Raw genomic sequence first — 2,779 nt, forward strand, 5'->3', positions numbered from 1 at the left:
TGGGTATCGGTCTGCACACCAACCTTTTCGAAATAATCCCGTTGTTGGTCTTCAGGATTTCCAGTCCAGCTATACCACCATTGAATTGGTCCGTAGACCATGGCAGCCTCGGGATGAGCATTCAAGAGAACAACTTGCTCTGCCAAGGTATTTGGTAACCAGATGTCATCAGCATCTAAAAAAGCAATATATTCACCTTTGGCATGGCGGATACCCAGATTGCGAGTGGCACTCATGCCGCGATTCTGGTGACCCTCGTGTTCGAGATAGCGCACCTTTTCTGGATATTGGCGAGCATACTGCAAGGCTATTTCTGTACTACCATCAGTGGAACCATCATCGACCAGGAGTAGTTCCCAGTTGTCGTAAGTTTGAGCAAAAACACTCTCAATGGTTTCTTGAAGAAATGGTTCAGGGTTTAAGAAAATGATGATAGTGGAAACTAGTGGTTTGTTACTCATAATTAAAGCCATCTTGACAACCAACGAGCAAACGTTTTCCCGTCCCAATCCTGAACCTCAACACGAGGCAACAGAAAAGAGTTGCTATGTTCCTGAACCCGGTCAACAACACTAGAACAGGCGCAGGTAAATCCAGCTTCTTTGATAATAGAAATAGTGTTAGTAGTGTAATCCCCATGGGGATAGGAAAAACTCGTAACTGGATGCCCTAGGATTTCCTCAAGATAGTGTTTGCTTTGTTGGATTTCATCCTGCTGATAAGCTACTGGAAGTTTAGAAAGAAATGGGTGGGTTACTGTATGAGCCCCGACTTCAATCAGTCCCCCTTCTTCGAGTGCCAACAGTTCCTCAGGAGACATAGAGCGATGGGTCGAGCGACCAATTGGTTCAGCATTAGCCCAGACCCTAATTGCCTCTAGCACCTTTTCTCGCTTGTGGATAGATAAAGGATATAGCAGTTGATAAAGGGAGCGATAGAGGGTATGGCGAAGGCTGGGATCTTCTTTTCCTGCAGCACTCCAATGGCGATAAAATTGGTAATCAGCTTGACTGTAATAGGCGGCTTTGCCTAATTCCCATGTGTAGGTACTGTCGTTGATAGTTAACTGAAGTATTTCCGGTAATATACCAGGTTGTAATATTAGTCTATCTAGTTCATCCCACCAGAATTCACGGCTATGCCCAATTCCTCCAGTTGTTACAAAAACTGTTGCGGGAATGTCATGGCGTTTCAACAATGGTTTAGCATTGTAAAAATTATCAGCATAGCCGTCATCAAAGGTGATAACAACTGACCGGTTTATAGGCTGGCGGACGCGAATTGTTTCTGTCAATTGCTGTAGACTCAGAGGGTAACGATGTTTTCGTAAAACCTCTAGATGTTCCGCAAAATGCTCTGGGGTTACACATAGAGACCAAGGGTCTGAATCTACTTCAGCCACACGGTGGTACATTAAGATCAGCACACCTGGCAAGATTTTATTTTTGAGCCGCCAGGCTGTCTGTTCCAATTTTTGACTGACCTTGCCTATGGTCATGGTTTCAGCTCCTTGACGACTCTAGCCGTAATTAAGACCTGGTAGTTAGGGTCGTGATAGTTGAGTTGTGCCTGGCGCAATTCCTTAGTTACCAAGCCGTGCAGAAATGCGATCGCACTCAACACATTGCCTTGGGCTTCAACCTGCACTGGGGTTTCTCGAAAGGCTTCCTTAAAAAGTCGCTGAGTTGACAGAGTAGTGAAACTCCAGTATTGACCCCAGCGATTCATATCATCACAGCTGATTTGGGTGATGCCTGGAACAGTGGCGAGTAGGACACCGCTGGGTTTGAGAATGCGGTGGAGGGTTTTGAGGGCGGCTGGCACATCGTAGATGAATGGGAGAGTTTGAGTTAGGATAATGCAGTCGAAGGTGTCGGATGGTAGATGGTCAGCCTTGGTTAAATCTGCCACAATCGTGGCTTGAGGATTACCTTCTTCCACATGAAGCACGTCACTCTTGGTGACGCGATCGCCACCGAATTTGTGAGTGTAGAGAGGTTCTTTAATCTCTAGTACGTGTCCTTTAATATCCTGACCATGACGGGCAAGAAAATGCTCAATATAATATCGGTCAATAGGTAAACCCCGATCTAGACCGAAGTCAGAGTTGATCGGCTTGACTCGTCGGAGGCTACCAAGGTTTACCCATCCTACTGGTAAACGACCGTGCCATATTTCTCGTAGCCAGCGGTATACAGAAATAGGCCATCTGCTAACCTCTGTTATAGTCATGATTTCACCTCCGGTTTCACTGCCCTGACCGTAATTAAGACTTGATACTCGCGGTCTCGGTAATCAAGTTCTTTCTGGGTCAACTCCTCCATGGCTAGTCCCTGCAAAAATGCGATCGCTGCCAGTACATTGCCATGGGCTTCAACGTGAACGTTTGTTTTGGGAAATAGTTCTTCAAATAGCAACCGTGCGGATTGAGAGGTCAATGCCCAACACCAATCATCGCCCCAGTCGCATTTAACGATTTGGCTGATTCCCGGAAAGGTGACCAGCAAGACTCCACCAGGCTTAAGGATTCGGTAGAGTGTCCCTAAAGCAGTCCCCATGTCGTAGATTAGGTGTAGGGTTTGTGTCAGGATTACGCAGTCGAAAGCCTCTGACGGGATGTGATCAGCGTTGGTTAAGTCTCCGACAAAGGTGGCTTGGGGATTGCCTTCCACGACGTGCAGTACATCGCTTTTTGTGACCTGGTCTGCTCCGAAACGACAGGTGTAGGTGTTTTCTCCAATTTCTAAGACTCGTCCTTGGATGTCCTTACTGCGGTGAG

The 2,779-nt window shown here is 46.7% G+C and carries 4 protein-coding genes; all 4 read right to left on the minus strand.

All coding sequences use genetic code 11. The annotated features are described in order from the left end of the window. On the minus strand, window positions 1-461 hold a 461-nt coding region (locus F6K53_RS36650; protein ID WP_293084415.1), incomplete at its 3' end, for a glycosyltransferase family A protein. Window positions 462-463: 2 nt separating this feature from the next. After that, entirely contained in the window at window positions 464-1,498 is a 1,035-nt protein-coding gene (locus F6K53_RS36655) for a polysaccharide deacetylase family protein (RefSeq protein WP_293084418.1), read from the minus strand. After that, a complete protein-coding gene (locus F6K53_RS36660) occupies window positions 1,495-2,232 on the minus strand; it encodes a methyltransferase domain-containing protein (protein WP_293084421.1) in 738 nt (245 codons plus the stop codon). The genes F6K53_RS36655 and F6K53_RS36660 overlap by 4 nt, the downstream gene beginning before the upstream one ends. Then, window positions 2,229-2,779, minus strand: a 551-nt coding sequence (locus F6K53_RS36665) for a methyltransferase domain-containing protein (RefSeq protein ID WP_293084424.1), incomplete at its 5' end; no start/stop codon positions are given. The genes F6K53_RS36665 and F6K53_RS36660, both read right to left, overlap by 4 nt.

It is taken from the genome of Moorena sp. SIO4A1, from assembly GCF_010672065.1.
GTDB lineage: Bacteria > Cyanobacteriota > Cyanobacteriia > Cyanobacteriales > Coleofasciculaceae > Moorena.

Excerpts from the sequence above, each read along its gene's own strand:
- F6K53_RS36660 (WP_293084421.1), bottom strand. The coding sequence starts at position 2,232 with ATGACTATAACAGAGGTTAGCAGATGGCCTATTTCTGTATACCGCTGG.
- F6K53_RS36655 (WP_293084418.1), bottom strand. The coding sequence starts at position 1,498 with ATGACCATAGGCAAGGTCAGTCAAAAATTGGAACAGACAGCCTGGCGG.